The sequence below is a fragment of the Vibrio cyclitrophicus genome (assembly GCF_024347435.1).
Lineage (GTDB): Bacteria > Pseudomonadota > Gammaproteobacteria > Enterobacterales > Vibrionaceae > Vibrio > Vibrio cyclitrophicus.
In genome coordinates this window covers 1,444,629-1,470,664 of sequence record NZ_AP025480.1, presented here as the reverse complement: position 1 = coordinate 1,470,664, position 26,036 = coordinate 1,444,629, and the positions used below count along the sequence as shown (strand labels likewise).

Annotated in this window: 17 protein-coding genes and 1 pseudogene; 9 read left to right on the top strand and 9 right to left on the bottom strand. The window is 41.4% G+C overall.

The annotated features are described in order from the left end of the window. Window positions 1–593: 593 nt before the first annotated feature. Window positions 594–2,258 (bottom strand): GTPase family protein, encoded by a 1,665-nt coding sequence (locus OCW38_RS06490; protein WP_261895492.1) that lies wholly within the window; start codon window positions 2,256–2,258, stop codon window positions 594–596. Further along, window positions 2,245–3,360 carry a YcjF family protein gene (locus OCW38_RS06485; RefSeq protein WP_261895490.1) on the bottom strand — a complete coding sequence of 372 codons (1,116 nt, stop codon included), beginning with the start codon at window positions 3,358–3,360 and terminating at the stop codon, window positions 2,245–2,247. The genes OCW38_RS06490 and OCW38_RS06485 overlap by 14 nt, the downstream gene beginning before the upstream one ends. Before the next feature lie 218 nt (window positions 3,361–3,578). Between OCW38_RS06485 and OCW38_RS06480 the strand changes: the two genes are divergently transcribed. Then, the gene (locus OCW38_RS06480) at window positions 3,579–4,076 is read left to right on the top strand and encodes a peptide-methionine (S)-S-oxide reductase (protein WP_010438400.1); all 498 of its coding nucleotides are present in this window, start codon (window positions 3,579–3,581) and stop codon (window positions 4,074–4,076) included. 154 nt (window positions 4,077–4,230) lie between these two features. On the opposite strand, the gene OCW38_RS06475 is transcribed toward OCW38_RS06480, so the two are convergent. Both OCW38_RS06475 and OCW38_RS06470 read right to left on the bottom strand, forming a co-directional pair. Beyond that, window positions 4,231–5,847 (bottom strand): polysaccharide lyase 6 family protein, encoded by a 1,617-nt coding sequence (locus OCW38_RS06475; RefSeq protein ID WP_261895488.1) that lies wholly within the window; start codon window positions 5,845–5,847, stop codon window positions 4,231–4,233. Window positions 5,848–5,957: 110 nt separating this feature from the next. Next, window positions 5,958–7,733, bottom strand: a complete 1,776-nt coding sequence (locus tag OCW38_RS06470) for a sodium:solute symporter family transporter (RefSeq protein WP_016768627.1) — start codon at window positions 7,731–7,733, stop codon at window positions 5,958–5,960. A 540-nt stretch (window positions 7,734–8,273) separates the two neighbouring features. Here OCW38_RS06470 and OCW38_RS06465 point away from each other — a divergent pair. From OCW38_RS06465 to OCW38_RS06455, 3 genes and pseudogenes are all read left to right on the top strand, one after another. Further along, a complete protein-coding gene (locus OCW38_RS06465) occupies window positions 8,274–8,882 on the top strand; it encodes a toxin-antitoxin system YwqK family antitoxin (protein WP_261895486.1) in 609 nt (202 codons plus the stop codon). 345 nt (window positions 8,883–9,227) lie between these two features. After that, a pseudogene (locus OCW38_RS06460) lies at window positions 9,228–10,780 on the top strand (methyl-accepting chemotaxis protein). A 1,180-nt stretch (window positions 10,781–11,960) separates the two neighbouring features. After that, a complete protein-coding gene (locus tag OCW38_RS06455) occupies window positions 11,961–12,674 on the top strand; it encodes an oligogalacturonate-specific porin KdgM family protein (protein WP_010438391.1) in 714 nt (237 codons plus the stop codon). 99 nt (window positions 12,675–12,773) lie between these two features. Here the strand turns inward: OCW38_RS06455 and OCW38_RS06450 are convergent, their stop codons facing one another. The 4 genes from OCW38_RS06450 to OCW38_RS06435 form a co-directional block, all read right to left on the bottom strand. Then, entirely contained in the window at window positions 12,774–14,150 is a 1,377-nt protein-coding gene (locus tag OCW38_RS06450; RefSeq protein ID WP_261894103.1) for an IS4 family transposase, read from the bottom strand. A gap of 177 nt (window positions 14,151–14,327) precedes the next feature. Then, window positions 14,328–15,044, bottom strand: coding sequence for a 3'-5' exonuclease (locus OCW38_RS06445; protein WP_010438390.1), 717 nt, complete (start codon window positions 15,042–15,044; stop codon window positions 14,328–14,330). Next, the gene (locus tag OCW38_RS06440) at window positions 15,044–16,906 is read right to left on the bottom strand and encodes a DUF294 nucleotidyltransferase-like domain-containing protein (protein ID WP_010438388.1); all 1,863 of its coding nucleotides are present in this window, start codon (window positions 16,904–16,906) and stop codon (window positions 15,044–15,046) included. Before OCW38_RS06440 ends, OCW38_RS06445 begins: the two co-directional genes overlap by 1 nt. 276 nt (window positions 16,907–17,182) lie before the next feature. Continuing rightward, window positions 17,183–17,902: a FadR/GntR family transcriptional regulator gene (locus tag OCW38_RS06435; protein WP_010438385.1), complete on the bottom strand. Its 720-nt coding sequence runs from the start codon at window positions 17,900–17,902 to the stop codon at window positions 17,183–17,185. Between the two features lie 342 nt (window positions 17,903–18,244). Here OCW38_RS06435 and OCW38_RS06430 point away from each other — a divergent pair, with 342 nt between their 5' ends. The 3 genes from OCW38_RS06430 (at window position 18,245) to OCW38_RS06420 (ending at window position 21,591) form a co-directional block, all read left to right on the top strand. After that, window positions 18,245–19,021: an SDR family NAD(P)-dependent oxidoreductase gene (locus OCW38_RS06430; RefSeq protein WP_016768624.1), complete on the top strand. Its 777-nt coding sequence runs from the start codon at window positions 18,245–18,247 to the stop codon at window positions 19,019–19,021. A gap of 244 nt (window positions 19,022–19,265) precedes the next feature. Beyond that, on the top strand, window positions 19,266–19,988 hold the full coding sequence (locus tag OCW38_RS06425; RefSeq protein ID WP_010438380.1) for a FadR/GntR family transcriptional regulator: 723 nt from the start codon (window positions 19,266–19,268) through the stop codon (window positions 19,986–19,988). A gap of 235 nt (window positions 19,989–20,223) precedes the next feature. Beyond that, the gene (locus OCW38_RS06420; protein ID WP_080572738.1) at window positions 20,224–21,591 is read left to right on the top strand and encodes an MATE family efflux transporter; all 1,368 of its coding nucleotides are present in this window, start codon (window positions 20,224–20,226) and stop codon (window positions 21,589–21,591) included. Between the two features lie 368 nt (window positions 21,592–21,959). On the opposite strand, the gene OCW38_RS06415 is transcribed toward OCW38_RS06420, so the two are convergent. After that, complete coding sequence (locus OCW38_RS06415; protein WP_016768623.1) at window positions 21,960–22,997, bottom strand: polysaccharide lyase family 7 protein; 1,038 nt, start codon at window positions 22,995–22,997, stop codon at window positions 21,960–21,962. Window positions 22,998–23,535: 538 nt separating this feature from the next. Between OCW38_RS06415 and OCW38_RS06410 the strand changes: the two genes are divergently transcribed. After that, window positions 23,536–24,396 (top strand): oligogalacturonate-specific porin KdgM family protein, encoded by an 861-nt coding sequence (locus OCW38_RS06410; protein WP_016768622.1) that lies wholly within the window; start codon window positions 23,536–23,538, stop codon window positions 24,394–24,396. A 190-nt stretch (window positions 24,397–24,586) separates the two neighbouring features. Then, entirely contained in the window at window positions 24,587–25,825 is a 1,239-nt protein-coding gene (locus tag OCW38_RS06405; protein WP_261895480.1) for a right-handed parallel beta-helix repeat-containing protein, read from the top strand. Window positions 25,826–26,036: the final 211 nt, after the last annotated feature.

The following is a 26,036-nucleotide window of genomic DNA, read 5'->3' as shown; positions in this document are numbered from 1 at the left end:
TAATAGCTATAAATAGATTATTTAATCAATACGTATTGATTAGGTTCCAATTAATAATTAACTAGAGATAAAGAGTTGTATGCACAAAAGCAAAAATAGCTGACGCATAAACTACGACATTTCTTAAAGAAAAAATTAACAGGATTGGCAAAACTCAAGGGCTCTGCTGGCGCGTGACGCCTAGAGGGTACTACTCTGAAGAAAGGTGAAAAGAGAGCTGGTGGTCTAAAGTATACCAAGCTAACAAGGTCAGCCATGTTGTTGATTGCCATTTCAGATACAAGTTCACAATATATCCCTACGTTGAAATCAAGATGAAACGAAATTTAAATATAGTGCAATGGTTTTATAAATAAAGCTTGGATAAGTATAAATGTGATCAATATTTAGAATGACAATTAAATCTGATAGCGTGTTATGTAAACTTCGAATACCAGAGGTTCATAGACTATTAAACTAGTTCAACGAGATATTTAATAATAGCAGCTATTTTTTAAATTTAATGCTTCGCTAATATAGAACGAAGATCTAGAACACTAAGTTCTGATGAGAACTAAACCTCACCAGAACAACATTATAGAAACTATCGAGGACTACTTTTTCTTAACAGCTTGCTTAATGGCCATTTCAGCGAGCTTTGGTGTCGCCGCTTTCAAAACACTTGGTGTGACCTTCTTACCAGCGTTCACTACTTTGTTCAGTTGGCCTTTAACCGACGTTCCCCGTTTCATTGCCTCCAAACGTTGGCGGTTTCTTTGCACATTATTAGCATCAGCTATGCCTTCGATTACCATCTGCTTGAGTGCTTCTAAACCAAAAATCGTCTTTTCTGGCGCAATAGCGAGCGGTAACACGATATCAGACTGCAGCAATATATGGTTGTATTCGAGTGCTTGAGCAATGATCTTCGCTTTGGGCGATGTTGGATTACCCAAATCATAAGGCGGCTGCCACTCATCAACAGGCTTTAATCGATCGACCTGATTCACAACCGATACAACGATTGGCTTCTTACGTGAGATGTTTTTAGGATCGTCATAGAAAGCATCAAACTTGCCCTTCAATTGCTTATCCAGTTCACGAGCCGATTGATTGGCTTTAAGAACCCAAAGTACAACATCGGCTTGGGTCATCTCTTTAAGCATCAGAGCTTCGGTTTTGGCATTGCCATCCAGCCCTTGAAGATCAACAACTCTAACATCATTGTCATCGACAAACGCGTTGTATACGGTTGAAGTGTCGGTTGATGGCAGTACATCCACTTCAGCTACCAACTCTTGCTTAAGCGCATTAATCAGTGAGGATTTCCCAGAGCTTGTTTGCCCTACTAGCACAATTCTTACTGGCTCTAATTCTGGTGCAAAGCGCTGTTCATCTATTTCAGAAACATCCGACGCTCTTAGTGCTTCATCTTCAATGCTAAAACGTCCACTATAGAGATCAATCGCCACAGCGGCCACCTCATCTAACAAGGCTTGCTTGGCAGCATATTGCATGTCCTCAACCACACCTCTTGTCATTGAAGAAGTCGCCTGTTCACGGCCTAAATCCGAAATGACTTTCAGGGGGTTCAAATACAGGTTTTTAAGATGATTACCCCAAATGGCAGCTTTAATGATCTTATGTCCTAGCTCGCCATATTTGTCATAGGCTTCGTAGCCCGCTTTGATATAGGAAACCTTGAGATATTCAATACCTGGTATATGTTCTCGCACCACCAACTTATAGCGTCGGCTCACCTCTTCGAACAGCTTCAGTCCTTCTGGAATAGAGAAGTCGAGTGATTTCTTGTCAAACTTCGTGGCGACAAACTCAAGAACTTCTAAACCGGTTTGGTCTAGATTGCCCCACTCTATGTCGATCATTAATTGTTGCCGCACGTGAAGTTTCGATTCATTCCAGATCGACAGCTCTTTTTGAGACCAATCAATAGAAGCTTTAACAAGCGCATCGTCGATGTCTGTCTTCTTAAGCAATGATTCTACTTGAGGTTCATCGTCGCTCTCTTTATTCAAAGAAGAATCGCTATAGGTCGATTTGTGCGAAGAGCGACGAGAAATGTATAGAGGAACAGAGAATAGTAAAGTACTCCCCGCAATCGCAATGGACATTTCCAGTAGGTAACCATATTTAATCGCCAAGAAGAGACCAAAACCCATCATGATAATGCTTGGGAAGATAGCCGAAATCAGGGTAATGCCCCAGCGGCCACTCGATAGCACCGCCAGTAATCGAAATAGGTTTCTAATTTTCTTCATAGCCCGACGCCGCCTTTCCTTTTTTCAGGGATTCTTTGTAGATCTTCTGCATATCTTGTTCAGAGACTTCTTCACCTTTGTTCTTATGATAGAAGTAAAAACACGCCGCGCGACCTAAACCATAAGAAGTGCCGAAACTCATTGCTGCTGCAGCAACCGCGCCCACAGTTTGACCATAAACTGGAATCAGCTTTATCAACTGTCGAGTGCCCAGTTTCATTCCGTATTGCAAAGCGAAGCTGCTTCCCAGAGTTCCTATCAATTCACTAAAGACTCTCTTATTCCATTCGACCCCATATTGATTGGCCAAGCTATGAAGCATTTTCGCTTGAATCGCAGGCACAGACACCAAACCAACACCTGGAATCAGGTCACTCGCGGCAGCGCTTCCTGCATACCAAAGCACTTCGTTTTCGACTTGATCAAAATTCGCTTCTTCTTGAGTCGAGTGTTCTTTGTCTATCACCATCATCCCTATCACAGGGAGTATTGTCGTCAACTGTTCTATCAGGGTGTCATAGTTATAGATGGGACTGCTGTTATAAGTAGAGCCGTCATCAGTTTCAAAATCGACGGCCACCGAAGAACAGTCCTTACCCCAAACCTTTTCAACTTGATTGGTGTTGAATCGAATTTGCCTTGTGCGATCGGTCTCTTTAGAGGACAGCACAGCAGTATGAACGAGAAGTAAATGCTCAATCTTCTTCTGCTTTTTAACCTGTTTCAGGGCAGAAAGCACAGATGATTGTTCGGGTTCATCGGCTTTCATCACTACGACTAGCGCATTGCCCGCTTGACCAATCTCTTCTAAATCTTCTTTAGGATCATAATCGGCCTCTCCCAAACCACGAGTATCAAGAAACCGCATTACTGGCTTGTCTTGAGGAAATTCATATGACATTGCAGTCATCGTGCAAGGAGCAAAACCGTTACCCACCTCAACGGAAGAATTGCCAGTCACGGCTTGAATGAACGATGATTTTCCAGCCCCCGTTTTGCCCAAAAGCCACAGCGTCGGTAGATGTTTACGCTGATACTCCTGAGCCTGAGTGAGATCTGGATTCTTACTGGGATTGATGAAATCTTTTATTTGATCAAACATGGTTAAGCTAACGCTCACTTGATAATGAAATTCGAGTTGATGACAATGCAATACTGACTTATATAATCACAAATCCTATTAGACTTATGTTTGTTCAGTCGCACTGGTTTACAATACCTAAACACTTGTTTTTATGTGTGCGCTTTTTCAAGAACGTGTATCACCACATTGATTCACGTATCGAACGAACAACAAATACAGAGAAGTAAAAGGTAAGTATGGAACAAATTTATTTAGCGGGTGGCTGCTTATGGGGTGTACAAGAGTTTATTAAGTACGTTCCTGGAGTCATCAGCACCGAAGCTGGCCGTGCCAATGGCACTTCTCGAATAACGCAAAATGATAATACCCCAAATACCTATGATGGTTACGCTGAATGCGTACAAATCGATTTTGACCCGAGTATCACGTCGGTAACGATTCTGATGAAGCACCTGTTTGAGATTATTGACCCATACAGCGTGAACAAACAAGGCATCGATGTAGGAGAAAAGTATCGTACTGGCATTTACAGTCTCAGCGATGGACATCTTGCCGAAGCCAAGCGCTATATTGCGTCGCGTGATGATGCAGACCGAATCGCTCTAGAGATACTGCCTTTAATACATTATGTCGCCAGTGACGACATCCACCAAAACCACCTAAGTCAATTCCCAGAAGATCATCATTTGTGTCACATCCCTTGGGATCTGCTGCATAAGTATAAATCACAGTAGTCACGACGTAAGATTGAGATGGTCACGACCTAAGATCGATAAAGCCTCAACAGATATTACCCGTTGAGGCTTTTTAGATGTTAACGGCTAATACAGCTATCTTGAATTTATTTGATAGCCCAGACCGTTAAGCATTAAAACGTTAAGCAATAAGCTACTTCGTTGTATTCTCAAGCACGTAGTCCGGACCCGCCGTTTCAGCCGTCACAACGGAAAGTTTCGACACATCGGCACCTTCGCCTTGGTAAGCATTCATGCCGTTAGTAATAGTCACTGCCGGCAACTCGACTGAGTAGCTTGAGATCTGCTCAGAATCCGTCACTTGACCTACGTACGTTTCATCAGTGTATGTAGCATCAACTAATGGGAAGTCGTTTGTTGCGCGTACACTTACAAAGTCAGGTGATAATGAATTATCAACCACGTTGTTGCTAAACGCGACATCAACACCTGCATAGATGTTTTCCACTTCTGCGTTATTGAACAGGCTTACACGATGGCTTTGGTTGCCATACACAATGCCCCACTCTGTATCCACAAGAGAGTTATTCTCGATCGTGATATTTTTAGGTGTCCATTGCTTGTTAAGCTCTTTTCCTTTGACCGACTGATCTAACTGTTCGCCATTTGCAACATCGATGATGCCAGTATTGATAACAATACCGCCGCGTAAGTCAGCATTACCTTCAATTAGACCATCACGACCACGCGTGTTAGCAATGTAGTTGTTGCGGATAACATGGTCTTCATCATAAATACGAACACCGCCAGTTAGACGCTTTCCGTTACCAAGGATCATGTTGTTTTTAACTTTATTTCCTTTACCGTGACGAAGTGAAATTAGAGCAGTACTTTGAAAAATCGTGTTGCCTGAAATCGTGTTGTCACCCGACTTAATAGAAATAAGTTCACGCTCGCCATCCATATCAATCATTAGGTTGTTAACAAACTTAGAGCTCGAATCCCATTGTGAAGCCTTAGAATCACCGATGCGGATGACTTCCCAGCTGTTGCCGTTATAACGAATCGCTTCTTTGATGTCGAACTCATTAAATTGGTTCGGTTTCTGATCCATGAAGATGTTATTCGCGATCAGGTGATTATCTGATGTGTCATCTTTTTGTACACCAATCAGCGTCCCGCGTTTTTGTTTACCTTCGAAACGGTTATTGATTACCTTGCCATCTTTGCCCCATAACGAAACCCAAAGGTATTTTGGATATTCAGAGCGGCGATCGTCTGGTTCGTATGTGTAATCGTGGTTGAAGTAGTAGAACGTTGAGTTTTTAAGCGTGTTGCCATTACCCATCATACGCACAGCACCAAATCGTTCGTTTGGACCACCTTCAGTAAACACTAAACCATCTAGTGTGACGTCATCACCTTTAAGTTCAAACTGAATAAGGCCAGTAATCCAAGCCGAACCCGCTTGCTCAGCTCTAATAGTGATATCGTTCGCGGTAATAGTCACTTGACCTAAATTCGCGTATTTACCACTAGGGATAACGACTTCGTCGCCATCTTTTAAATTTTCAAATTGTGCTTTAAGCGCAGCCACTTGTTCGTCTGAAGCAACGGCCAACGTATTCCCATCAACCTCGTTTAAGCGATCACTACTCAATAAGTAACTACGATCGATTTCGCTAATAGCAGGCGCTGCTTGTTCAGCCACGTCGATCACTGGTGCCGCTGTATCTTGGCTTGTACAGCCCGTTGCGAAAGCTAACGTGAACGCGCTAATAATACTTACCGAAATTAATTTTTTTTTCATCGTACATCTCACATTGAATCTTGGATTATCAAATTAACGGCCACCCAAGTGGGTGGCCGATGTATTAACACTCTATGTTTGAGTATCTATTTTTTAGAATCTTGTAGGCATTAGCTTTCAGCAGAGGTAACTTCGTCGTTTTGTTGCTCGACTTTGTCATCAACCGCTTTCACCAGAAGCAAACCAACAGAGAATACAATCGCACCACACAGAACAAACACCATGCGTCCCCACATAGGGTTCGGCAGTACGAACATTGTCATTACGCCCACACCCGCCACTGCGATAAGTGAACCCAACATACGACGTTGCTTATTATCCAGTTTCTTCTGCTCGTTACTTTCAGCAACTAATGGTGTCGCTAGGTTGTTGAAGAACTTGTCTACGTCTTTCTCACGGTGCTCAGCAAGAGGCTTGTAGAACAGTGTTGATAGAACGAAGAAGCCAGCAGTAAATACGATGTGGCCAATAAGGCCGATAGCCACTTTAAGGTCAGCCCACTCACGGCCAGTTAGCTCGTTCAGACCGAACCAGTTTTGAACCATATCCGCTGTGATAACGAAACCTACGAAGTAAGAAACCACACCACCAACAACTAGCGTACCCCAACCAGCCCAATCCGGTGTTTTACGGATAAAGAAGCCACAGAATGCAGGAATTGTCATAGGGAAGCCGATCAGTGCGCCCACATACATCATCGTATCGAAAAGGCTCAATCCTTTAAGAGAGTTGATGAACAGTGCAACCAAGATGATAGCGATACCGAAGAACGTAGACGTTAGCTTAGAAACAACCATCAGCTCTTTCTCTGTCGCTTGAGGACGAAGAATCGGCTCGTAGAAGTTCTTAACAAAGATACCTGAGTTACGGTTTAGACCAGAATCCATTGAAGACATGGTCGCAGCAAACATAGCGGCGATCAGAAGACCAACCATACCGGCAGGCATGTACTCTTGAACGAAGTATAGGTAAGCGAAATCAGCAGATTTGCTGCCTGCTTCTGGGTAAGCAGCCGCTAAATCAACACCTTGACCCGCCATAAACCAAGATGGCATAAACCAAATGATTGGACCAAGCGTCATAAGGATACAAGCAAGCAGTGCGGCTTTACGTGCATTGTTAGAGTCTTTAGCCGCAAGGTAACGGTAAGAGTTCAACATGTTGTTGGTAATGCTGAATTGCTTCAAGAAGATGAAGACTGCCCAGATACTAAAGATGCTTAGGTAGTTAAGGTTGTCACCTGTGATGAATGAATCTGTTGGGAAATCACTAATGATCTGCGTAACGCCGCCACCGTGGTAAATCGCAACCACGGCACACGTCACCGTTACCGCCATGATAATAACCATCTGCATGAAATCAGATGCGATTACTGCCCATGAGCCACCCGTTACTGACATCACCAGTACAACCAGACCAGTTAGGATGATTGTCGTTGTCATATCAAAGCCAAAGATGCCAGATGCGATGATCGCAAGACCGTTCAACCAGATACCAGCAGAGATAACACTGTTTGGCATGCCCGACCAAGTAAACACTTGCTCGTTCACTTTACCAAATCGCATACGAATTGCTTCAATTACCGTAACCACACGCAGTTGGCGGAACTTCGGAGCGAAGTAAAGGTAGTTCATTAGGTAACCGAAGGCGTTAGCAATGAAGATAATCGCTACTGCAAAACCATCAGTAAAGGCTTTACCTGCCGCACCAGTAAATGTCCACGCACTGAACTGGGTCATAAATGCTGTTGCACCTACCATCCACCACAGCATGTTACCTCCCCCACGGAAGTAATCGCTAGTTGTACTTGTAAATGTTCTGAACATCCACCCTATCGCAATTAAGAATAGGAAGTAGATGCCTACTATCAGGGTATTGAGTTCCATCTTTAGACCTTTTATTTATGTTTTTCTGTTAGGTGCACTATAGATAGATGATAGCCACATTTGTACTACAATAACTTAAATGCGTGACAGCGATCTTAGACTATTACCATCAAATAATCATACAAGTGATCGAGTTCAAAGTTGCATCGAACAAGAGCGAAATTCATCAACATAGTGCAAAGTCTGGCACTCTCCCCCCATATGACAGTCTAAAACTCTATAAAACCCCAATTAAATGTGAATAAAATCACACAAAAATGAAAATCAGTCATTAAAAGAATTCAATCGTTACAAGAAAAATAACAAATCTAACGAAGAAAAAACACTCAATATAATTTTTGAAAATGATTAAATCCAACACATTTGTATTACAAATAATACAATACATACGTCCAAATACGTATGAAAAAGTTCCCTTCAATAGACAGTCAATAATGAAAACTTGAAAACCAGTAATAGCTGCTGACAGTCATCCATGGAAGTGAAATGCTTTTAACACACTGATTACACTTTCCCCCGTCCAATAAAAAAGGTGTCATTATGAAGAAATACATCCCAATATTGATTGCTCTTAGTACGATGTCTTCTATGAGTTACGCAGCCACCCGAGAAGATGCTGTTGATTATCTTCAGATGCGAAAAGGCGTTGCTTATCAAGTTAACCACTCAAAGCCATTTACTGGGCAATTTGAAGAGAAATTCGATAACGGCCAAATAGCCATTCAAGCTCAGTTTGCTGATGGCTTAGAGCTTGGGTTAGAAACCAACTGGTATCCAAATGGCCAGATCGCTTCTAAAGTGAATTACGAAAAGGGTGAATTACAGGGCAAAGCTGAGGCCTGGTACCCGAATGGGCAGAAAAAAACAGAGCTCAATTATATCGATAACAAATTATCGGGTGATGTCTCTCGATGGTATCCAAATGGCGAACAAAGCCTTACTGCGAAATACAGTAACGGACAACAAGACGGGCTAGTAACGGATTACTATCCAAATGGTAACAAGGCAAGTCAAGCCAAATTTGATGATGGTAAAATTGCAAATGGGACATTAACTCGTTGGAATCAAAACGGAGATAAGGTTGAAGAATTGACCTTTAAAGGCCACAAAATCACATCTAAACAGGTATGGATGCCTACACAAAGTTAGCGCTATCGCAACGATACCCACAGCAATGGGCATTCATGTCACTACGCGTGAGCGCCTATTGCTTTCGAAACCCTCTTAAACGCATTATTTTCGTCGCTGACCAATGCAAGTTGTACCTTCAAACACGCGACTGTTCATTTCACTCATCACTAAAAGTCACCGCTAGTAACAAAAGCATCATCAATAGATATTGAAAATAAATAATATTTAACTTGCGAACAGCCTTTTGTTAAAACATTGTAAGCAAACGTTTACCTTGCGAGTCAGATCTCATTATGCAGCTCGTAGACGAGAGAAACGCGATTTCAAATACGTTATTGAGTCATATTGCTTTGGTGCCCGTCCATGAAAATTAAAACCTCCCTATTTAGCCTTACTTGTTTGTCCATATTGTCACTGATGATTGTTGTATCATTCACTGAAATGGCAAACCTCAAACTGATTAAGTTAGAGAAAACGCTGATCAAAGTTAAGTCGCTTGAAGTCTCTATGCTGCAACTTAATCGAACAGAATTAGAATTTTTGATCAGCCACGATCAATCACTTCAGCCAGTATTCACCAAGGAATACTCAAACTTTCAGAAATTGATGGGAAGTTTTTCTGTTCTACTTGATGAATCAGACATTGTCGTTTCAGAGTTAGACAAACTGAAAATGGAAGTTAAACAATACAATAAAGATTTTTCTTTGATGATAAACGCCATTGATCGAGACCCAACACAAGTGGCGGGGCTAAAATCAGAAATGAAAACATTGTTTGAAGACATCATTTCGATATTCACGGCTGTTGAACGCCGCCTGGAAGAACAAGTAGAGTCGATTCAACAAACCATTACCACTTTCATTATTAGCTCCCTAATAACCGTAGCAGTAATGCTTCTCGCACTTTCATTTGGTATTTCATCACGTGTAGCGAAAAAAATTGCATCATTGAACTCGGTGATGCTTGTGGTCTCCCAACAACGCGACTTTACCGTAAAGGCAGAAGAGAGCGGTTCAGATGAAATTGCTGATATTGCGAAAGCTTTTAATATTGTACTGTCAGATATTCGTCAGCTTGTTGGGCAAGTACAAGGATCTATCCAACAACTAGGTAATATTTCAAATCAGCTACAACACGACGGAAGGCACGTTGAAAGCGCCTTAAACAAACAACAGCTACAAACAGAAAACATTGCGACCGCGATAAACCAGATGGGCAGTAATATCCAAAGTGTTGCGATAAATAGTGACAACGCATCATCCAATGCACAAACCAGTTTCGCAACGGCTAATGAAGGCTTGAATGACGTCGCATTTACCAGAGACACCATCAATACTCTTTCGACTGACCTAGTAAGCGCCAGCGAAGAAGTAAATCGCCTCTCTGTTCATTCAGAAAAAATCAATACCGTATTAGAAGTCATTAAAGACATTGCAGAGCAAACTAACCTCCTCGCTCTCAATGCAGCAATCGAAGCAGCTCGTGCTGGAGAACAAGGGCGCGGTTTTGCAGTAGTGGCTGATGAAGTGAGAACCTTAGCAGGGAGAACACAGCTTTCTACTGAAGAGATCTCCAATATTATTCAAGGGGTTCAAGACCAAACCCAAACGGTTGTTAATACAATTCAAAACTGTTGTGAAAAAGGCGATAGCAGTGTCAACTCTTGTGAAAAAGCGCACTCAAGACTCACATCAGTAATCAAGGATATGGAAACGATTCTAAACAACAGTTTAGAAGTGGCCAATGCAATGCAAGAACAAAGCGATGTTACATCAGAAATCATTGACAACGTAAGTTCGATTAAACACCTTACACTCGCTAACGTAACGGTCGCTTCAAAGAATGCCGCCTCCGCAACATCGGTGTAGAACAGACCGCATCTCTTGAACGTGCGGTCATAAACCTCAAAACTTAATCGCTCTATACATCATTCACGGTTACTGAATGAATCAGTGGGTGCCCTTCTTATCGATAGTCTGTATCTGTAGATCAAACGATCAATACAAATTTTAGGCAAAAAAAAACGCTCATGTTGCCTGTATCAACATGAGCGCAAAGGTAGATCTTCACTACCATCTCCTACCTTTCTAAAGGAAAGCAGAAGTTATAATTAGAATAGTTGGGAGCAATAATCAAAATGCTCTTACAAGCACTTCAACGATTTCTTCTTTTTCATCAGTTTAGAGCGACTATATCCAATCGTTCTAACTCCGATCTCTATAGCAGGCTGTGTAACTGCCTTGCCTACTACACTTCAAACCTTTTTTGATTGAGGCTTTTTATCCCCTCACGGCAAATACATCGTACTTTTAGGTATGTTAACTTTTAGACTATCTTCGCTTTTAAACTATCTTCGCTTTTAAACTATCTTCGCTTTTAAACTATCTTCGCTTTTAAACAAAGCCTTAGCCTTAAAACCATCATCCCAATGCAGCTATGAACCATAAGTTCATCCATTCACGTCGGTAGTCACTTAAAACTAACCGACAGAATCACTACCTAAAACCATACAGATGCATGTGCATCTATTTAACGTTCTGACGATATGTGTTACTACATAAAGTTAGTAAATAATAATGTATTACAAATAAAAATGACAACTAAAGATTCAATTTTTTGCTGTAGCGCACATTTATTGATAGACAAAAACTCAGAAAATCAACATAACCTGAAAAATAACCATTAAAAAAACAAAGGTTTAATTTAAACCCTAACTTTGTAACCCTTTGTAAATAGTGGTTTTATCATGACAACACGATCTAATTCACAGAACCTCACCATTCTAATCGCTAGCATATTTGTAGTATTTTAATTCAAAATAAAGAGTAACCCTACACACGAAAACAAACGTCATCGCATTGAGCGTATAACTCCGCTTTACCTAAAAGCCGGCGTTGCTAGGGAAAACCCTGAATGGTGAAACTGGCAACTGAGACAGACTTTAGCAAGTTCACAATGAAAAAGAACTTAGCGGAAATATGGGCTCAGCGCGACGTAGAACGACTTTACCCAAAACTTTAATCCCAATACAACAAAGGGCTCAACGTTGGTCCTTTATTAACCATTTTTTATTTAGATACAGTGGAAACAATAAAATGATAAAAACGAATAAAGTAACGCTTGCAGTATTAGCAACTCTTTTTGCAGGCAGCGTGTCTGCGGCATCACTAGATTTTCGTGAAGAGTACAAGCACGATTCGGAAGAATGGGCTGGTCGAGTGAAAATTGGTGGTAGCACAGGTAATCATTACTACGGCGTAGAAATGAAGCACAAGGGTAACCTAAGCGAACTTCAACGTGGTGATAACGAATTTGAATACGGCTACCACTTCAAATTCGATAACAACTGGCGTGTAACAACTTCAATGCCGATTACTTTCGGTGATGAAGCGGTAACTTACAAACCGCAAGTACGTGTTCAATACAAATTTGATTCAGGTGTAACAACGAAACTTCGTTACCGCCATGAGTTCCGCAATTATGCATCAGGTAAAACTTCAACAGGCCTTGATGGTAAGCAACACGACTCATTAAATGCCGGTAAAATTACGGGTAATATCGATTACAACTGGAACGCTTGGCAGTTTGGCTTTGAAGCAAACTACAAAGAAGATTTCTTTAATGACGAATGGAAAATGGGTAACAACGGCGAGTACGAGTGGGACTACAACATGAAGATCGGCTACAAAGAAGCAGATTGGAGCTGGCGCCCATACGTAGAATTCGGCAACGTTCAATGTACAAGTGATACGGTGTGTGACTCAAGCCGTCAACTACGTAGCCGTGTAGGTATTACTTACAGCTTTTAAGCTGTTCCCTATATGAAAAGTCTAAGATGATAACTGCCTAATTTTCTAAGACCCAAACAAAAGCCAGCATAATCGCCTGTCTCTTGATCACAAGTCTGGTTAATCAAGAGACTTAGCGAGTTCATACCCTTCAAGGATGGTTTGTAACCTGAACCATCCTTGCCATAACGTCTTTATGGAAGCGCGACCCGTTCGCTTGGTATTCTTCCAGCCACCTAACCGAGCAATACCATTGTAAGCCCATGATATATTGGGCGCTTCCTTCGGCAGCTGCTTTTTCTCCAACTTTAGCCACATTAACTTCCATGCTTTGCCTTTTAATACCTGCTCACAACTGGTCTTAGATAACTCATCGGACTCATTCATGAACCTCAACTGGAGTAAGCGAGTCGCGATAAAAGCTAAAATGACGCTGAGCCTTTCTAAGTTATCTTTACTCTGCATTCTCAGTTGCTCAACTTCAGTCCCTTCACTTTTCCAGACTTTATGAAAATCTTCTATTAGCCAGCGCCGCTCATAATAACTGACCATTTTGAGGGCCTCTTCTTTGCTCGTTATCGGCTCCGAAGTCAGTAAGTGCCAGGCTAGCTTATCGTTATTCTCTCCTTGTTCTATACATCCCACGTAGTAAAGCGGAATGTTATCGAACTCTTTCTTGTTTGCAGGAGACTTGAGTGTCACGGGGGCATATTTAATATCTAAATGAGCCTTGCGAGCTTTGCGACCGCCTTTTTGCGGTATTTCGAGCACTTTCTCCCCGGCTGATGACAGAGTAGATGCATAGCTATAAAGACGATTATCATGCTCTTCAATACAGCGGCTTTGCATGGAACGAACGAGGAATCTTTGTTGTTGCTCTCGCTTGTAAGTGAGGTATTCAAAGAGGTCGGCTTCTCTATCGCACACCGAAATGACATCCGACATTTTATCGCCAAGTCGCTCAGCGACATAGCGAGAGGCTTGTTCCCACTTATAACTTTCTTTCTCTTTGTATGGTCGAGTCGCATGCTGGTGTCTTTGACCTCGCTTTTCTATATCACGAGTCCAGCGCTGTTGTTCAATTAAACCAATCACAGATTGAGTGTCGGGCGCAAAAAGTAAGGTAGAGTGTACGAACATCGCTCGATGTCGATTGCCTTGATTGGAGTGTCCGAGTTCATCTCGAATACTGCGATGGGCGTAACTCAGAGAAGTCGTGTCTTCTAAGGCAAGAAGTGTTTGTTGCTTTAACGCTTCTTGCGCAGTGACATAAAACCCTGCCTCTGCGATATCTTCTGCTTTGATTTTCTCATTACGGATGAAGCGATAAGCCCCTTCCATTTCAGCCGGTGAGATAATGAGTTTCGAGACAGGTACGCCAGGTTGCTCGGCCAGTGAAGCTGCGAGAGCAACGAGTCTTTGAGTACGTCTTGGGTCATTAAGGTGGGCTTGACCGAACTGTTTTTGTGCCCAAAGGGTTGGCTCTATATAGGTCATGATAATCATCCTTGTCATTGCTTAGATGATCAGATCATAGAACCTCAAAATAGTTCAAAAAAAATCCCTAAGCATAGCTTAGGGATTTGTGTATAAGAGACAGGCATAATCGCTGGCTTTTATGCTTTCAAATCAGTTCAGTCAACAATGATTCAAATAAGGGAACAAATGGCTTCCCTAGTGACTGATCCTATATAAAAATGATAGTGTCACTTCATCATTTGGGACCACTCGTTTCTGTTGAGCCAAAAATAGCTCCGCTGTTGAAACTGCATCAGCTAACGCATTGTGGCTGTTATACTCAGGAAGACCATACCTGTCACGTGTGCCTGCCAAAGTTAAATCTACCTCTTCATGATTACTGATCGCTTTCTCCATAGATTTTTCAATACACAATGTATCTAACCAAAGCAAAGGCACCGTTCTCAATCCGTAACATCGAAGTAGATATTGACTAATGAACTTCTCTTCTACAACACAAGCGTGCGCAACAATGATTTTACCTTTTGCGGCTTCAAAAAAGGTCAGCATGGCATCATGAATTGACGCGCCCTCTTCCAACATTTGCGGCGTAATGTGATTAATAACCGCGGTTTCGGCGTTGATCTGAGAGTCGTTGTTAAGATAAATGTGTTTGGCAGATGCCAAATCAATTCGCCCCTTAACCACATCAACCCACCCCATCGATAAAATCAGATCTTGTTCACTGTCTAAGCCCGTCGTTTCAAGATCTAACACAATATACTCACTATCTTTAGCCAAATCCGCCATCTCTGGACACGGCTGTTCAACAAGATCGTGTAATGCTTCAGGCAGTTTAACCGTATTTAGGTATTGCTTTCGCTTGCGCTTGACTCGCTCAAGCGGATGAAAATAATTTAACAATGCTCTCATTAGCGCGCTCCGAAACGAATCTTCGCCGCCTCTTGGAGATCAGCTATGATCCTAAAGGCATCTTTCAAGTGCTTACGTTCAAAGCTACCAAAGCTATCAGGGTTGATGTTGTTGTCTGGTACCTCCCCATTCTTCAAAGCTTCAAGTTGATGACCAAATCGGAAAGATAAAATGAACTGATACGCACCCAGAATGTTCTTGAACGCGTCATCACTGAGCATACCTTTCTCGTTCGCAGCTGCAAAACGCTCGTCGGTTGCAGACAAATCACATTCAACGGCTAGCCCATATATACGTGCGAGATCGATAATCAGGTTAATCGCGTATTTCTTCACATTGAGCGTTTTCTTGTTCTCTCCCGACTTCTCTAACACCAAGCTGTTAAAAATGCCCAATGGTGGATTAGTGTTCACCGCATCTTTCACCAACGTGCTCAAAAATTCTCGATTATTGCGAATATTGGAGTGCAACTCATCACGAAGAATGCCCTCAAATTCACTGTTGCCGTAAATAGTGCGAATTTCAAGGAAAACACTGATATTGAGTAGACGCTCATATTCAGGGTTTGCTACCCACTTCTTGTAGTAGTGCTTCCAAACACCCAGTGGCTGACACCACTTTGGCGTCGCAGCCATGAATTTTCCTGGGCATAACGGATAGTCACAACTTGCCAATCCATTTGTTACCATCATCGCTAAATGCTTGAAATAAATACGGTCACTGTCGGTTGCATCGTCAGAAAGTACAATCGCGCTGTCTTGATCCGATAACATGTGTACTTCATTGCGAGCGTGAGAACCCGCAACAATCCAAGAAAAGTCACAAGGTGGTGGGCCTAACTTGTCAATTGCTATCTGAATTAATCGGCGGGTGTAGGCATCCATAATCATGGTCATTACCTTACCCACTGTTTCCGGTGCAACTTTACCTTCCACCAGCGCTTCAAATATAGCTTGTCGTTCCGAGGTAAATGAAGACATGGTTTTCACACTGCCCGCGTATTTGATTTTCTCAATCAAGAAAATGGCTTGAACACGATGGTTTTGAACCAAGTGAGACGTGGTAAGAAGCCCAATGACTTTGTTCTCTTTCACAACCGGCAAGTTGCGAATATTAAACTGCATCATAATAGACGCGGCGTGTAGCACTAAATCGTCCGGTTTAACCGTAAGAGGAGAATGCGTCATCACCTCAGAAATAAGGCTATCAGTACTGACACCATGAGCGATCACTCGCTTAGTCATATCTCGGTCAGTAATTAAGCCTACAATCGACTCATCCTCATAAATTACCGCACAGGGTGAGCGTTGATGAAGCATTTCAACCGCGACCGATTGGATGGTTTGCTGGGACTTAACAATTGCCACCTGTCCGCTTGCGACTTCTTCAACCTTACGAATGAACAAACCTTTCTCTTTGTTTGACCAAACCACATCCAGTGCCGATTTCAAACGAACTTGGGCCTGTGAAGCAAAATGCTCAGCACAACTTGGAAAAGCTTTGAAAAGTGTTTGAAGCGCCGAGTGTGGAATAACATAAAGTAAGGTGTTTTCAATTGCGACAGCTCTATAGCCTTTATCATCATTAACTTCAGAATCTAAGAACGTGAAGCCGAACAGATCTTCACTGCCTAACCGTGCACGAAGCACACCGTCCGATTTTCTTTGCTCCATAGATCCTGTTCGAATGATATAGAGCGACTTTTCTTTTCCTGACTCGCATAGATCGACGACATCCCCTTTGGCTAGATAGGTAATCTGAACATTAAAAGCGAGGTCACGAAGCGCTTCTTTAGGGATCTTATCAAAAGGGTCTATCTGACCGATGAACTGAAGAATATTTGGCAATAGAGACTGAGGCATATAATCACACTCGCATTAATTTGATTAGTATTATTATATAACTAACAATGCTGGTTACTAGCGGTTTTAGCAAAACAACGCACATAAGACTAAATATTGGACATCGGTCAAGTTTTCATCAATTTTAGATGTAAAAAAAGCACGTATTAAACGTGCTTTCAATAGATAACTGTCTGTAGTAACAGCAATTTTAGGTTGACTCCACTAGGTATCCAGAGCAACGCTCGATAGAAACGGCTAAGACCTTAGAGTTGAAACCTCACCCAAAACACTAAGCTAGCTTGCTACTGGCAATCTGTGGTTAGTATCTAATAGATGACTTGCAGAAGCTTGGCGAGCTTTATCACTGTTACCCGCCATGATTGCTTCATAAATTTGACGGTGTTCATTAATACACGTACTTCCCTCTTCTGAAGAATGAGAAATAAAGTTAACAAACATTGTCGTTAAGATATTGCCAAATGGAAGGTAAAAGTCATTACCTGTTGCATTAAAGATGAGGCTATGGAATTTCATATCAATATCTAGCCAACTGTCTTGGTTAAACTCTTCAGCACCTGATATTTCTACCATCTGTTGGAAAATGCCCGACAGTTCAATGCGTTGTTCAGCGCTCGCGAACTGAGCAGCCAATGCACATGCTTCTGGTTCAATCGCGCGACGTAAGCCCAAAAACTGATGACAGAATTGGTCTGTATCTGCCAAACCATCCATCCATTCGATCAATTGCGGGTCTAAAAAGTTCCAGAACGCACGGTCAACAACGCGAGTACCGATCTTTGGTCGAGATTCTAGTAGGCCTTTTGAAGTAAGAAGCTTAACCGCTTCTCTTAATGCAGTCCTACTAATTCCAAATTGCTCACACAGAGCCATTTCACCAGGAATGATAGAGCCTTGAGGCAAATTGCCCGACAAAATACCACGTGCGATTTCACGTGCAACTTGCACATGAAGGCTTCGCTTAGAGCCTGAAATCGAATTGAAAGAGCCAGCCATGTGTCTACTTACTTATTAGATATGTATTATTTAACTCGGACTATAGCACTGATTTATATCTGCACCAACTAAGTATAAGAATAACGTGAGGTCACGAATGATATAGGCTAGCGAAGATTTTATGAATTTTATAAGTATTTAGTTCATCAAACTAATTAAAAACATTTATTCATACAAATGGTTCTTATTTACACCATTTTTTGTATGCGCAAACTCACAAAACGACTCTTACTCTCACTATTTATGTCGTTGATGATCAGTTTTGAGATGACTATCCTTGAATACTGCAAGTGTTATTGTATGATTTATTAACGCAAATGATCTACAATATAGGCGACTGTGATGTTTAACGATTTAAAAGGCAAACGCATTCTAATTACTGGCTCTACTGCTGGTATGGGCTTAGCTACAGCACGTATTTTCGCAAAGTATGGTGCAAAAATTGGTATCAATAGTCGTGCTTCTAGCCCAAAAGTTGATGACGTTCTTGCCGAACTCAAGGAGCTTGGTGGCGATGTTGCATTTTTCCCTGCGAACTTGATGGAAACATCGGATTGCGAAAAATTAGTTAACGAGTTCACCGAACACTTCGGTGGGATGGATGTGTTGATCAATAACGCAGGCGGTCTTGGCGGTCGTGCCAACCTAGAAAATATCGATGACGAATTTTATGAACGAGTAATGAACCTAAATGTTCGTTCTGCGTTAATGACAACCAAATTCTCTATTCCTCACTTACGTGCGTCTGCCGCAGAGTCTGGCCAAACATCGTGTGTTATTAGCACGGGTTCGATTGCTGCTCGTGAAGGTGGTGGTGTGGGTGCTGGTGTATATGCCGCATCGAAAGCTTGGTTACACGATATCCATCGGAACTGGGTAAAAGAATTTGCTAAAGACAATATCCGTTTCAACATAGTTTCACCAGGCACTATCGATACCGCATTTCATGATGGCAAAAGCGATGAGCTAAAGTCGACCATTGCTAGCAATATCCCTATGGGTCGCTTTGGCAGTATTGAAGAAGTAGCACCTACTTTTGCTTTCTTTGCCTCACATGCTTGCAGCGGTTACATCACAGGGCAAATTCTGGATGTTAACGGCGGACAAATAGCGCCCTAGATCCCTAATTAAAAAGGCGAGCAAAATTAGTTTTAGCAAGGTCACAAAGTTAATAAGATCGCAGAGCGATATAAAGTCGCGAAGCTAATAAGATCACACAGTTATATAAGCGCATTACATTTGGTCAAAGACCTTAGTAGATGAGGGAAAACCTCACACAACATAGACGTATACACTGACATAAAAACGCCAGATTCGTCTGGTTTTTTTTGTTTTTTTAAAGTTTCAATTTCAGGTGGTTTAAATGTCAATATTTACATTGGTGGAAGATTCAAGCCGCCGAATTCATGTTCAAGTGGCGAGACAAATTGCTCGTAAGATCTTGTCTGGCGAGTTAGAAGAAAATCAGAAGTTACCCAGCGAAATGGAGCTGTGCGAGATCTTTGGAGTGAGCAGAACTGCCCTTAGAGAATCCACCAAGCTGCTTTCTGCAAAAGGACTCATTGAATCAAAGCCCAAAGTTGGCACTCGTATCAAACCGAGAACACAATGGCACTTCTTAGATCCGCAATTACTCTATTGGATTCAAGATTTAGAAGACACCAAACCTTTCTTGTCTCAATTTTTGGGTTTAAGAAAAGCGATAGATCCAGAAGCATGTGCATTGGCGGCAACCAACGCAACCGTCGAGCAGCGTAAAGAACTCTCTATTCTTTTCCAAAAAATGACTCTAGCGGCTAACGCCTATGACTATGAAGAGTGGACAACGCACGACCACCTATTTCACCAGACGATCTTCTTATCGACTGGCAACCAGTTTTACATCCCGTTCGCAAACATCTTGTCGACAATCTTCAAACAGTTTATCGACCATTCAGCAGAAGGTGGTCGCTTCTGTTTAGAAGAGCATAAAGCAATATACGATGCGATCATGTCAGGCAATGCCAAGCAGGCACGTGTAGCCTCTCAATTATTACTTGATGATGAAAACCAAAAATTATCTAAGGTTGAATTAGCGTTCGCATAACCGAAGTTTACTTGAGCTGATTTGTGTTTAGATTTCTAATTAGACACGAATCAACTCATATTCGACTGTCTACGGTGCCCTAGCCGTCAGTTTTACTTTTACGATTAGTTTTGCTTAAACAATCAATCTTGTTTTGGCTCTCAGTCTTGTTTAACCATCAATTACCGTAGTGTTTCATCTTTATACGTTGAACTCAGGTCATCTCAGAGAAAACTTACGGTTATATACACATAAGGTGTTGTTTGTGTCTTCGCAATCGTACGTAAGGAAAAACTTCTCTCTCGCTTGGCCCCTAGCCTTGAATGGTATTTTGATGCAGTCGATGTTGATGATCGACACGCTTCTTGTTTCTCCACTTGGAGAAATTCCACTCGCAGCAATGGGGATTGCTACAACCATTGTTGCATTCGTGCTAGGTATACAAATGGCACTGGCAAATGGTACACAACTGGTACTCAGCCGTGCTGTGGGCTCTGGTATCGCAGCTTCTCTTTCAAAAGCATTTTGGGCAGGTCTGTTCATTAACCTGGGCATAGCAACGGTATTTTGGTTTCTATTAACCTTTTTCGAACAGCCTCTAATTCAAGCCTTAACTGACGATAACGCACTCCAATTAGAAATCAGTCGCTATCTTGATATTTCTAAATATCTGGTGATTTTCACCGCATTAACACAAGTCATCATCGCTCTTTTTAATGCACTAGGAAGAACTAAAGTACCCTTTAAAGGTTACTTGATTGAACTGCCGATCAACGCCGTACTTTCTTATGTGCTTATTCACGGCTTTTCAACGTTTGAAGGCATTGGTGTTCAAGGCGCTGCACTAGGTAGCATTATTGCAATCACCATACGCTTACTCTATTTGGCTCTGTGTGTTCATTTAAGTTCAACATTATCACTCAAGCTAAGTGCTCAAAAATCTGAATTCATTACAAACGTTCGACGCCACTTTATTGAAATATTCCCGGTCGCCGCAAATGTAACCATGTTATTAATTGGTGCGACCATTTACCAATTGCTGTACTCGCAGCTCAATATAAACGCCTATGTAGCGATTACCTTAGTGATGCCTTGGATCAGAGCTGGCTCTCAGTTCATTACTGCTTGGGCTCATTCTTCAGCTATTACGATCAGCCAAGCGATCGGGTCCAAAAAAATGGATGATCTCGCCAAAAACGTTGATACCAGTATTGATGTTGCTGTGGGTGTTTCTATTATTTGCGCGGTTCTATTTGCTGGATTGAGCGTAGTAATTGGAGACATCTACCCAGATTTAGATCCTTCAACCTATCAAGCATTAGCTGTTATTGCTCCGCTCTACATATTCTTACCGATTGCTCGTGGCTACAATACTGTTCACGGAAACGTTTTGAGAGCACTGGGCAAGACAACCGCTGTATTTAAAATTAATTTTACTGGCCAGTGGGTTATTTCAATCCCTTTGTGTGCGTTGATTATCCTCGGCTTAGATGGCTCTATCTTTTGGGCATTTGCAGTCCAGCCATTTGAAGAGATAGTCAAAGCATTTCCGTTTAGACACTTGGCACGCAAGTCTTTGAAAGAGTTTGATGCAAACAAAGCCAATGAGTTGATGTATGACTAAACGCCGTCGTACCCTCTAAGCTCTAAGCTCTAAGCTCTAAGCTCTAAGCTCTAAGCAGTTTGATTAACAGCCTTGTCTTCTGACAAGGCTGTTTTGTTTTATATTGGATGGATTCTAGTTTTGAGTTAATCACCCCCCTTGGGTTAACTAACGCTCAATAGCTTAAGTGAGAGCCATTTACAAACCTCGATAATCAGACCGCATATGACATTAATCAAGAGCAACCAGCCGTCTTGATATGTTAGATGCACGAACAAACACAAGTGCCATACACAAAGGCTCGAATAAAAAAAGGCCACTTAACATTGAGCTAAGTGGCCATTAAAAATGCTTGATTGAGCTAACTTGTTACCTGCTCTATTCCGTATCTATTTGCCGTTAAGCATAAGAGCAGAGAAAGTAACACTGTTGTAGTCGCCATTCTTTTTATCGACCGCGAAATCGCCAGTGCCAGCACAACCTGGGCCCCAAACAGGGTGAGTGTCATTTACGCTACACTGGCCATATGCGCCAGCTTTATAGTAAAAATCATCTTCAGCATAGCCCGTTGGTGAGTCAAGTTCATCGACACCTTTACTCAGGTCGATTTCATACTTAACCGTATCGTGACGCTCTGTTTCAAACGTTAGATACATCATGGTACCTTTTACTTCCACTTTGTAACTAAACTCTTCGCCTAGTGCAATGCCCGCTTCACCCGGTTCTGCTGGGTTTTCCCAAGTGTTGCCCCAAACAGGGTAAGCAATATCAGCACGGTTAGGATCTTTCTTCTCTAGGTTACGTTCATAGTTCCAAAATACTGAACCCATATCTTGATCAGGAAACTTCTTATAAAAGATCTTCAGTGGTTCATTACCATGTCCATACCCTGTTCCCGCTTTAATCAGTTCATTGTGTTTCTTAGCGTGTATTTGGCCAACAACGACTGAATGAGCTGGATATCTCTCTGGGAATTTAGCGTTCACAGAGACATGATTGACTTTTAATGTCGCTTCCAGCGTTCCACCAACCGCGCTGTACTCTGAGGCAGATGGGTGGCTAGACAGTGCCCATTGGTTTCCTTTATCAGCAGTATCAATCGAAAAGTTTGCACCACGTGGCATCTGACGCAGTTCAGAACGTGCATTCTTCGAGTTCTTAGTCGTAATCGCTTGGTTCTGCACTTCAAATACAAGATTGCCATCTTTATCCAGATGGAAGAAGTCGCTATGTGAGTAGCTCATCATTGCCACCCCTTCTATTTCATCAACACGACCATCTTCATTGATATCTGAAGGTATAGTTATTTTCCAATTGTGCATATCGAATTTATCGGCAGGTACGGGGTAAGAAACACCGTTATTTGCGAAAGTAACCATTGGTACAGTCGCTAATAGCGCCACTGCTAATATGTTTTTCTTAAACATGACTCATCCTTTATTGTTAACAGATACCGAGTACACACTCAGTACAGAAACCACTTTTGAACACGAATTAGTACTAAATATTTTCTCTTCGACTTAAATAAGCCAACCGATAAATAGAATTTACATTTAGCCATTTTTTAACTTTTATTAAACATCTGGCTATGGTTTATATTTATGCCTCTCAACATGCTCCCTATGTTTAAGCCACGATGGTTAAAATCATCATTATTAACATATAGAAACACTTAATATTTGTATTATTTTAACACATGCAAAAAAGTGAGTTTCTAAGGTTTGTGAATATGAGAAGTACGTCATGATTGATTTAATACACAAGCCCTAAATTGAGATATTCATAACATTTAGCTATATATTTGGGCCATTAGTCAGAACTTTTTGATAGATCTCACAGAAATCTGACTCAATAATAAATACCATATTTGTCATACATTAATTTAATACCATGTAAGGTATTGGTTTGTGAGCCACGGGTACATTGGATGTATCCAGAATAAAAAAATAATAGTGAGACAAAGGTATGAATTCTGTTACAAAATTTGCTGCAGCTGTTGCATGTACTCTTTTAGCGGGCACAGCTACTGGTGCATCTCTTGATTATCGTTACGAGTATCGTGCTGCGACGGATTATACAAAAACAAATGGCGACACGGCTCACGTAGACGCTCGCCATCAACACCGAGTGAAGCTAGGTGAAAGCTTTAAACTGTCAGATAAGTGGAAGCACTCAACGGGCCTTGAAGTTAAATTCCATACTGACGATTCTTACTACGACGCAGATTCTGGCGAAGTTAAATCAGCGAACAGCCAGAGTTTTTACGGTGGCAATTGGTACATCTATGGTATGGAAATCGATAACACTGCGACATACAAAATAGATAACAATTGGTATCTACAATTGGGTATGCCTATTGCTTGGGATTGGGATGAGCCTAATTCTAACGATGGTGACTGGAAAATGAAAAAAGTCACTTACAAACCACAATTCCGCGTTGGCTACAAAGCAGACATGGGTTTAACAACCGCTATTCGTTACCGTCATGAATATGCTGATTTCCGCAACCATACACAGTTTGGTGATAAGGATTCAGAAACTGGCGAACGTTTAGAATCAGCTCAAAAATCCAAAATAACGCTAACAGGTGCATATAAAATTGAGTCTCTACCGAAGCTTGGTCTTTCTTACGAAGCAAACTATGTAAAATCTTTGGATAACGTACTTCTTTATAATAGTGATGACTGGGAATGGGATGCTGGCTTAAAAGTAAACTACAAGTTCGGTTCTTGGAAACCTTTTGCTGAGATTTGGTCTTCTGATATCAGCTCATCTTCTAAAGATCGCGAAGCAAAATACCGTGTTGGTGTTGCTTACTCATTCTAATTAGAAATAGTCAATTTATAAAATACCCCTCTCCTCTTGTAAATTTTTGGGGCATATTTTAAGCACTTTATTTAAATAATAGGATGTTCTAATTAACGTTAGTTTCATCCTATTAAATATTTAACGACTATTCATTATCTACTTCTTATGTGATTTACATATGGATTTAATATCATAAAGAGAATATTTTATGCAAATTTCTAAAGTCGCCACAGCTGTTGCTCTTTCGACAGGTTTATTATTTGGTTGTAACAGTGATGGTTTACCTATTCCAACAGACCCAGGCGGAACTGACCCTGTTGAACCTGTTGAACCTGTTGAAGTTTACTCTATAGAAAACGTCTATTGGGATCTGACAGGTGATGCTGTTGCTGCACAGTCACTTAGCGGAACTTCACCATATCGCTTTGATAATGATGAGGAAGGTACTCGTGCTCTAAGCATTTACAGTGGAGACGTAGCTAATGGCTTCACTTTTGAGAGTTCAATATATACTGCTGAAGAAGAAGGTGTTGTTTCCTTTGAAGGTAAGGACTGTACCTACACAGTGACTGAGCAACAGCTAGATATGACCTGTGAAAAAGATGATGTAGAAACAGCTTACTCAGCAACAGAAATTACAGACGAAGATGTTATCTCTGCATTAGAAAATGCCGATGATGGAAAACCTAAATCAGTCGATGATGTGAACGCTGCGATTGCATCAGCAGAAGATGGCGCTATTATTGAACTATCATCTCAAGGTACCTTTGATACTGGCGTTATCGAGTTAAACAAAGCCGTTATACTTGATGGTGCTAGTTTGGTAACAATTACCGGAGATGCTTGTATTGATGTCACTGCACCCGGTGCTAGTATCAAAAACATGACTTTTGCCAATGATAATTTGGCCGGATGTTTTGGTAGAGAGTCAGCAGGTACTTCGGATAATGAAACTGGTGCGATCATCATTGGTAAAATTGGTAAAGATTCAGATCCTGTAGCACTTGAAAACCTAAAGTTCGATGCAAACGGCATTACCGGAGATGATCTGGGCGAGAAAAAAGCAAGTTGGTTATTCTCTCGAGGTTACTTTACATTAGATAGTAGCGAGTTTGTCGGTTTAAGTGGCAGTATCCAAAATAATGCAATTCGTATTAACTGTAGCAGTAACAACGCGCGATTTGGTTCACAAATCACAAACAATACATTCACTATTAAATCTGGTGGAAGTGATGTGGGTGGAATTAAAGTTGGTGATTCTAGCGGCGCGAAAATAAAGGATACCGATAATAACAATACCTGTAATGTAACTGTCGAAAGTAATACGTTCAATGGTTATAAAACCCTACTTTCAGCAGACAACACTAGCGATTTTAGAAATACAGCTATTTACGCACAACCAGATGCAATCAACACCACATTCGGTAAAGAAAATACTTTGAACTAAACCTGAGAATATCAAAACAGGCTAGTTGACATGCTGTTTTCTTATCTTAGAACCTAACTTATCCAAAGCCATAGCAACTGCTATGGCTTTTTGATTCTTTAGAATATAGAGGTATGGTGCGCTTACATTTAACAAGTCAATATCCCTGATTATCTCCAATTCCAAACTAGAATAACTCAACTGCCAATTGTCACTCTGTCCTCCCTACTTA

What these genes read in the sequence shown, in the direction of transcription:
- OCW38_RS06490 (WP_261895492.1), bottom strand. Translation starts at nt 2,258, where the DNA reads ATGAAGAAAATTAGAAACCTATTTCGATTACTGGCGGTGCTATCGAGT.
- OCW38_RS06485 (WP_261895490.1), bottom strand. Translation starts at nt 3,360, where the DNA reads ATGTTTGATCAAATAAAAGATTTCATCAATCCCAGTAAGAATCCAGAT.
- OCW38_RS06480 (WP_010438400.1), top strand. Translation starts at nt 3,579, where the DNA reads ATGGAACAAATTTATTTAGCGGGTGGCTGCTTATGGGGTGTACAAGAG.
- OCW38_RS06475 (WP_261895488.1), bottom strand. Translation starts at nt 5,847, where the DNA reads ATGAAAAAAAAATTAATTTCGGTAAGTATTATTAGCGCGTTCACGTTA.
- OCW38_RS06470 (WP_016768627.1), bottom strand. Translation starts at nt 7,733, where the DNA reads ATGGAACTCAATACCCTGATAGTAGGCATCTACTTCCTATTCTTAATT.
- OCW38_RS06465 (WP_261895486.1), top strand. Translation starts at nt 8,274, where the DNA reads ATGAAGAAATACATCCCAATATTGATTGCTCTTAGTACGATGTCTTCT.
- OCW38_RS06455 (WP_010438391.1), top strand. Translation starts at nt 11,961, where the DNA reads ATGATAAAAACGAATAAAGTAACGCTTGCAGTATTAGCAACTCTTTTT.
- OCW38_RS06450 (WP_261894103.1), bottom strand. Translation starts at nt 14,150, where the DNA reads ATGACCTATATAGAGCCAACCCTTTGGGCACAAAAACAGTTCGGTCAA.
- OCW38_RS06445 (WP_010438390.1), bottom strand. Translation starts at nt 15,044, where the DNA reads ATGAGAGCATTGTTAAATTATTTTCATCCGCTTGAGCGAGTCAAGCGC.
- OCW38_RS06440 (WP_010438388.1), bottom strand. Translation starts at nt 16,906, where the DNA reads ATGCCTCAGTCTCTATTGCCAAATATTCTTCAGTTCATCGGTCAGATA.
- OCW38_RS06435 (WP_010438385.1), bottom strand. Translation starts at nt 17,902, where the DNA reads ATGGCTGGCTCTTTCAATTCGATTTCAGGCTCTAAGCGAAGCCTTCAT.
- OCW38_RS06430 (WP_016768624.1), top strand. Translation starts at nt 18,245, where the DNA reads ATGTTTAACGATTTAAAAGGCAAACGCATTCTAATTACTGGCTCTACT.
- OCW38_RS06425 (WP_010438380.1), top strand. Translation starts at nt 19,266, where the DNA reads ATGTCAATATTTACATTGGTGGAAGATTCAAGCCGCCGAATTCATGTT.
- OCW38_RS06415 (WP_016768623.1), bottom strand. Translation starts at nt 22,997, where the DNA reads ATGTTTAAGAAAAACATATTAGCAGTGGCGCTATTAGCGACTGTACCA.
- OCW38_RS06410 (WP_016768622.1), top strand. Translation starts at nt 23,536, where the DNA reads ATGAATTCTGTTACAAAATTTGCTGCAGCTGTTGCATGTACTCTTTTA.
- OCW38_RS06405 (WP_261895480.1), top strand. Translation starts at nt 24,587, where the DNA reads ATGCAAATTTCTAAAGTCGCCACAGCTGTTGCTCTTTCGACAGGTTTA.